Here is a 6,484-nt window from a genome sequence, read left to right as displayed (position 1 = left end):
CAGCCGCGTCCGTAATCCGGCAACGAGCCCGTGACCAGCACTCCTCACGCAGCGCAAGCGATCAAAGGGGCATCAACTCACGAATCGCCCTCTCAAGGCGAGCCAACTCCCCGCCCGAGGAATCCAGCCCGGCGACCGCGTCGTGGCCACGGCAGTGCTTTCCGGTACTCAGCAAGGGCGTGATCACTTCGCCCGTGTCGATCGGGTCGGCCAGGCGGACGCCGATGGCCTCATCGTCGTGGACCTCGTCGTCCCAGCAGCGAACGGTCCTGCTCTCGCCCGCCAGGCGGCCATGGGCAAGATCGCGATCGTCCTCGAGGCCAGGGCGGAGTGAGCCCATGCTGATCGTGCTCTGCTCAGGTGGCCACAGCCCCGGCGTGACGACCACCGGGCTCGCGCTCACACTCACCTGGCCACGCGACATCCTGCTCGCCGAATGCGACCCAGCCGGCGGCAGCCTGCTGTCCGGCTACCTCCTGGGCCATTCTCGTGAGCGTGGCCTGGGCGAATGGGCGGTCCAACTCCGCCGCGGCGCTGCTCTCGAAACCGCCCTGGCCGAGCAGACCTACCACCTGAGCGACCCCGAACCTCGGCGGATCCTCCCAGGCCTCGCCGAACCAGCCCAGGTCGCGTCAGTCCAGCCGCTCTGGACCGACATCGCCGACACCTTCGCCACCACACCGGGCGACGTCGTCGCGGACCTCGGCCGGATAGGCGGCTCCGACACCCCGACCCCGCTGCTACTCCGCGCGGAACAGGTCCTCGTCGTGGCCCGACCCACCCTCATGGACCTGTCCGCAGCGGCTCCCCGCCTCCAGGAGATCAAGGCCCTGCGCGGCCCCCGCCCCGAACCACGTGTCCTTCTCGTGGGCGCAGGCCCATACAGCCGGAAAGAAGTCGCCAGAACGCTCGGCACGGAGGTAGCTGACCACCTTCCACACGACCCCCGCGCGGCTTCGGTCCTCTCCCACGGCACTGGCAACGAACGCTACGTCCCGCGTTCCCTGCTCCTGCGAGCCGCGCGCTCCCTCGCCGTAAACCTCCGTCACCAGCTCGTACGAGACGAGGTGACGGCATGAGTTTCGACCCGCAAGCCGCCGTACGCGAGATCCTCCCCAAGGTCACCGAAGCCTTGGACGAGGCAGGCATGACCAGCGACGACACGATCCGCGAGTTTGCCAAGGCGGCCATCACCGACCTGGTCCGCGAGTACGTCGACAGCCACGCCCTGGCAGGCAGAAACGTCCCTAACCTGGACGAGGAACACCTACTCGCCGAAGCCGTCTACAACGAGATCTTCGAACTCGGCCGTCTTCAGCCGTTCGTCGACGACCCCGAGGTCGAGAACATCGACGTCAACGGCTGCGACCAGGTGTGGATCACCTACTCAGACGGCCGCAAAGCCCTCGGCCCGCCCGTAGCCGACAGCGACGAGCAACTGGTGGAGAACGTCCGACGCTGGGCCGCCTACCAGGGCCAGACCTCCCGCGACTTCTCCATCGCCAGACCACGCCTCCACCTGTCGGTCGGCCATCGCACCCGCATGGCCGCCCTCATGGGCGTCACCCCGCGCCCGTGCCTGTCCATCCGCCGTCACGGCATGCTGGACGCCGATCTCGACGACCTCGTCCTGAACGGCACGCTCGACAAGGGGACCCGCGCGTTCCTCGGCGCCGCCGTTCGAGCGCGCAAGGACATCGTGATCACCGGCGGCATGGGCGACGGCAAGACCACCTTTGCCCGCGCTCTCGCCGCCGAGATCGACCCCGACGAGCGGATCGCCACGGTCGAGAAGGAGTACGAGCTCTTCCTCCACCTCCAGACTGATCGCCACCGCGACGTTCTCGCCCTGGAGGCCCGCGAGGGCAATACTGAAGGGCTGGGCGCGATCACCATGCACCAGCTCATCGAGGACGCGCTCCGCTTCAACGCCCGCCGCATCATCGTCGGCGAGGTCCGCGGCGACGAGATGGTGCCGATGCTCGAGGCGATGAACACCGGCGGCAACGGCTCCATCTGCACCATGCACGCGGACTCGGCGGACCAGGTGTTCGCCCGGATGCTCATCCTCGCCGGATCGGGCGGCCTCACCATCGCCCCGGACACCCTGTTCCGCACGATCGGCATGGCCGTCGACTTCGTCGTCCACCTCGGCCACGAACTCCGCCACGACCTCGACGGTCTGGTCAACCGCCGCTACGTCGCCGAGGTCAACGAGGTGCTGCCACCCGGCGACGGTCTGGAACCCGCGGTCAACCACGTCTACGTCCCGGGACCGGACGGCCGAGCCGTGCCGAACACCATCCCGCACTGCATGGACGAACTGGTCGCCGCGGGCTTCGACGCGAACTTGTTCGTGCCCCGGACCTGGAGCGGGGCGTACGCATGACCCAGTGGCTCGCCGCGCTCGCCGGCGCACTGCTGGTCGCGGGACCACTGCTTGCCGTAGCCGGATCCCCTGGTGTGCCGGAACGGCCGCCGCGCCCATCCCGTCGGCTACCGCGGATCCCTCCGGTCCCGGCGCTCTCCGCCGTGGTCGCGTTCGCGGTGACGTACTGGGTGACGGGCTGGCCGGTCGCCGCCGTAGGGACGGCGGTGGGTGTGGTGGTCCTGCCGCGCATGCTTACCAACCGCGAGACCGTGCGCCGGATCGAGCGGGTTGAAGCGCTCGAAGCATGGACACGCCACCTGGCCGACGTCCTCGGCGGCAGCGCGGGCATCGAGGAGGCGCTGCAATCAAGCGCCGCGAACCCGCCACAACCGATCGCCACCGAGGTCCGGACACTCGCGCGACGCCTCGCCTACCGGACCCCGACCGAACAGGCGCTGCGCATGTTCGCCGACGAGCTGGACGACCCCACCGGTGATGTGATTGCCGCGGCGCTGATCCTGGCCTGCCGGGCACGAGGCAAGGGGTTGCGCGAGGTCCTCCAGGGCCTCGCCCGTACGGTCGCGAAGGACGTCGCGGCGCGGCGGGAGATCGACGCCGAACGCGCCACCCACCGGACCACCGCCCGCTGGGTCATCGGCGCCTTGCTCGGCTACACCGCCTTCGCCCTGCTCAACCAGTCGTACGTCGCACCGTTCGGCACCTTCAGCGGGCAGGCCGTCCTCGCCATCGTCATCTTCCTGTACGCGGGAGCCTTCGTGTGGCTGCACCGCTTGGCCAGGCCGCCGAAGGGACACCGGTTCCTCAACCCATCGGGAGATCCGTCGTGATCGGGCTCGTCCTGGCGTCTGGCGCGCTGGTCGGACTTGGCGCCTCCCTGGCGCTCGCCGCGCTGTTCCCCGCCCCACCAGCGCTCGCGCCTGCGATGGAACGGCTCAGACCCGGCGGGAGCCGTACGGAACCGGAAGGGGACTGGCGCAGCCACCTCGTCAGAAAGCTCGCCGGCACCCTGGTCGGCGCACGGGCACCACGCACAGACCTCGCGCTGCTCGGTAAGACGACCGACGACTACCTTGTCCAGAAGGGCTTGATGATCCTGCTGGCGGCGGCCGGCCCGATCGTGTTCTGGGGCTGGTGCGCGCTGCTCGGCGTCACGCTGCCGTGGATGATCTCCTGGGCAGCCTGCGCTGCCTTCGCCGTCGCCGTGTTCTTCGCCCCGGATGCCGCCATCCGCGGGCAGGCCGCCGAAGCACGGAAGGCGTTCCGACAGGCGATCGTCGCATACCTGGATCTCGTGGCACTCGCTCGCGCGGCCGGCGCCGGGCCGGCAGACGCGCTGGAGTCCGCGGCGAAAGTCGGCGAGGGATGGACGTTCCGGCGACTCGCCCTCGCACTCGACCCAGCACGCCGCGGCACCGGGAGCGCATGGGACGAGCTCAGCCGGCTATCGGAGGAGATCGGCGTGACCGAACTCGCCGACCTGGCCTCGATCGCCAGGACCGCCGGGACGCGCGGCGCCGGCATCCTCGACACCCTCATGGCCAAGGCGCAGTCCCTGCGGGAGGCGGAACTGTCCGCAGAGGTCTCCAGGGCCAGGTCCCGTACCGAAACCATGACCGTCCCGATGGCGCTGTCGGTCATCGGATTCCTGCTGTTGCTCGGCTATCCCGCCTTCACCCGGATGGCCGGAGGCTGACCCCTCCCGGAGGTACTCACGATGATCAACAAGAGCCTGCTGGCCCTATTCGTACAGCTGAAGGAGCGCCTTGACCGGCACACCTTGGATCCGGAACGGGGCGCTTCCACCTTGGAGTGGGTGATCATCGCTGCCGTCGTGTTCCTGCTCGCCCTCGCGGCGGGAGCGAAGATCACGCAGGTCGTCAACGACCAACTGGCCAAGATCGGATGACGGCTCGCGAGCGGGGCTCGGCGACCCTGGAGGCCGCGGTCGTCTATCCCGCGGTGCTGCTGCTGGTTCTGATCGCGGTCAACACTGCGCTGTGGTTCCACGCCCGGAACATCGCCCTCTCCGCGGCCCAGGAAGGGCTCCGCATCGGACGCGCGTATGGCTCCAGCTTCACAGCAGGACAGGGGATGGCGGAGCGCTTCGCCCAGGAGGTAGGGGGATCGTTCCTGCAATCGCCGATGGTGAACGTCGGTCGTGCCGGGGACACAGTCGTGGTAACGGTCCGGGGCCAGGCGATCAGCTTGGTCCCGCTGCTTGATCTCACCGTCGAGCAGGAGGCCCGAGCCCCGATGGAGAAGTGGACCACCGGATGACGTCGAGCTCCGACCGTGGCTCCATGGCGTTGGAAACTGCGATCATCGCACCCGCCCTGCTCGCGATGCTGGTGATGATGATCGCAGTCGGCCGCGTCACCATCGCCCACGCAGCGATCGAAGCCGCTGCCAGGGACGCGGCCCGGCAGGCGTCCATTGCGCGGGACTCGGCCTCGGCGCGCTCAGCCGCCCTGGAGAGCGCGCGTGCGGCCCTTGCCCGCGAGGGACTGAAGTGCGCCCCTTCCGTGGCCGTGGACACCAGTGGCTTCTCCGCACCGGTCGGAACTCCTGCGCTCGTGGCTGCCACCGTGACCTGCGAGGTCGAGCTGGGCGACCTGGCTCTTGCCGGAATCCCCGGCTCCAGAATCCTGACCAGCACTTTCAGCAGTCCGATTGATGCCTTCCGAGCGAGGAGGGATCAACCGTGAACCTGCACGATGATCGGGGTTCCGTAACGGCCTTCTCAGTGGTGTTCACCATGGCGTTGCTGATCTGCGCGGGGCTCGTGGTGGACGGCGGAACGAAGATCCAGGCGTACCGGGAGGCGTACGCGGTCGCGGAGGAGGCCGCGCGGGCCGGAGCGGGACAGGTTGACGTCGACCGGGTTTACGTCAAGGGCGGCCGGATCGAGATCGACAGCACCAAAGCGCTGTCCGCCGCACGCGCCTACCTCGGCTCCGCCGGTCACCAGGGCAGAGCCGCCATGACCGGGGACCGGACCATCCAGGTCACGGTCACTGTGTCCCGGCCGACCAAGCTCGTCTCCCTGATGGGCATCACCAGCGTGACCGCGACGGCCAAGGCGTCGGCGCGAATGTTCCACGGCATCGAACAAGGACGACCATGACGATGTACGGGCTGCGCCATCCCATCCTCAGCAAGACCGCAGCGGCCATGACGCTGGCCATGCTGCTGGCTGGCATCCCCGCAATCCTGCTGGCCTTCTTCTGGCCGATCGAGCTGCCGACGCTCGACGACCTCGTCACACCGGTCGAACCCGTCGTCATCAAGGCACTCCTGCTGGGGACCATCTGGACGTGCTGGGCGCTGTTCGCCTGGGCGGTGCTCATCGAGATGATCGGCACGTTCCGGGAGAGTCCCGTCCGGGTCCGCATGCCCTTTCACCAGCTCGCCGCGTACCTCATCACCACGATCACGTTGACGGCCACCGCCCCCGTCGCGGCCACGCGCGCAGTCGCTCCGGCGGCGGCGATGGCCGCGACACCGACATCGCTGCCCGACCACGCCCTGGTGGCAGCCGAGCCGGAGACCTGCGAGTCCACGACGCAGCACAAGAGGTATGTGGTCAAGCCCCGGGACACGCTCTGGGAGATCGCCAGGAAGCACCTCGGGGAGCCGATGCGCTACCGAGAGATCGTGGCCCTGAACCAGGGCCGCGTCATGGACGACGGCCGGACCTTCACCAGCGGCGGCTGGCTCCGACCTGGCTGGACGCTGAGACTGCCCGCCGACGCCTCCAGGCTCGACTCCGACCAGAAGGCATCTGAGCGCGTGCACACCGTGGCATCTGGCGAAACACTGTGGGAGATCGCCGAAAAGCGCCTCGGGAGCGGCTACCGGTACAAGGAGATCTACAAGCTGAACAAGGGCCGTCTGCAGCCAGACGGAGCACGACTTGTCGACCCCAGGGTGATCGAACGCGGCTGGCGCCTGATCCTTCCCGAACGGAAACCGGCGAAGAATCCGACGTCACACAGTCCAGGTCGCGTCCTCGGAGCGGTGTAAAAAGCTCGACGAGGTAGGTGCCGTGGGTGGATCTTAGGCGGCCTCGGTGACGGGTGCCAAGGCCGGATC

10 protein-coding genes are annotated in these 6,484 nt (G+C 68.6%); 9 read left to right on the top strand and 1 reads right to left on the bottom strand.

The genetic code is table 11. The features are described 5' to 3' along the window. Positions 1 to 61 precede the first annotated feature (61 nt). Positions 62 to 340 carry a hypothetical protein gene (locus AB0J42_RS37350; protein WP_364303266.1) on the bottom strand — a complete coding sequence of 93 codons (279 nt, stop codon included), beginning with the start codon at positions 338 to 340 and terminating at the stop codon, positions 62 to 64. Between AB0J42_RS37350 and AB0J42_RS37345 the strand changes: the two genes are divergently transcribed. The 9 genes from AB0J42_RS37345 to AB0J42_RS37305 are packed head-to-tail and all read left to right on the top strand — an operon-like array spanning position 339 to position 6,415. After that, complete coding sequence (locus AB0J42_RS37345; protein ID WP_364303264.1) at positions 339 to 1,079, top strand: hypothetical protein; 741 nt, start codon at positions 339 to 341, stop codon at positions 1,077 to 1,079. The two genes, AB0J42_RS37350 and AB0J42_RS37345, sit on opposite strands and share 2 nt — an antisense overlap. Further along, the gene (locus tag AB0J42_RS37340) at positions 1,076 to 2,389 is read left to right on the top strand and encodes a CpaF/VirB11 family protein (RefSeq protein ID WP_364303262.1); all 1,314 of its coding nucleotides are present in this window, start codon (positions 1,076 to 1,078) and stop codon (positions 2,387 to 2,389) included. Before AB0J42_RS37345 ends, AB0J42_RS37340 begins: the two co-directional genes overlap by 4 nt. Next, on the top strand, positions 2,386 to 3,219 hold the full coding sequence (locus AB0J42_RS37335; protein ID WP_364303260.1) for a type II secretion system F family protein: 834 nt from the start codon (positions 2,386 to 2,388) through the stop codon (positions 3,217 to 3,219). Before AB0J42_RS37340 ends, AB0J42_RS37335 begins: the two co-directional genes overlap by 4 nt. After that, entirely contained in the window at positions 3,216 to 4,085 is an 870-nt protein-coding gene (locus AB0J42_RS37330; protein ID WP_364303258.1) for a type II secretion system F family protein, read from the top strand. Before AB0J42_RS37335 ends, AB0J42_RS37330 begins: the two co-directional genes overlap by 4 nt. 21 nt (positions 4,086 to 4,106) lie before the next feature. After that, positions 4,107 to 4,298, top strand: a complete 192-nt coding sequence (locus AB0J42_RS37325; RefSeq protein ID WP_364303256.1) for a hypothetical protein — start codon at positions 4,107 to 4,109, stop codon at positions 4,296 to 4,298. Continuing rightward, positions 4,295 to 4,669, top strand: coding sequence for a TadE family protein (locus AB0J42_RS37320; RefSeq protein ID WP_364303254.1), 375 nt, complete (start codon positions 4,295 to 4,297; stop codon positions 4,667 to 4,669). Before AB0J42_RS37325 ends, AB0J42_RS37320 begins: the two co-directional genes overlap by 4 nt. A 23-nt stretch (positions 4,670 to 4,692) precedes the next feature. Continuing rightward, a complete protein-coding gene (locus tag AB0J42_RS37315) occupies positions 4,693 to 5,097 on the top strand; it encodes a TadE/TadG family type IV pilus assembly protein (protein WP_364303252.1) in 405 nt (134 codons plus the stop codon). After that, positions 5,094 to 5,516, top strand: a complete 423-nt coding sequence (locus AB0J42_RS37310; protein ID WP_364303250.1) for a pilus assembly protein TadG-related protein — start codon at positions 5,094 to 5,096, stop codon at positions 5,514 to 5,516. The genes AB0J42_RS37315 and AB0J42_RS37310 overlap by 4 nt, the downstream gene beginning before the upstream one ends. Beyond that, entirely contained in the window at positions 5,513 to 6,415 is a 903-nt protein-coding gene (locus AB0J42_RS37305) for a LysM peptidoglycan-binding domain-containing protein (protein WP_364303248.1), read from the top strand. The genes AB0J42_RS37310 and AB0J42_RS37305 overlap by 4 nt, the downstream gene beginning before the upstream one ends. The last annotated feature ends 69 nt before the right edge of the window (positions 6,416 to 6,484 follow it).

The organism is Nonomuraea sp. NPDC049649 (assembly GCF_040675175.1).
Taxonomy (GTDB): Bacteria; Actinomycetota; Actinomycetes; order Streptosporangiales; family Streptosporangiaceae; genus Nonomuraea.
This window is presented reverse-complemented; position numbering and strand designations above follow the sequence as displayed.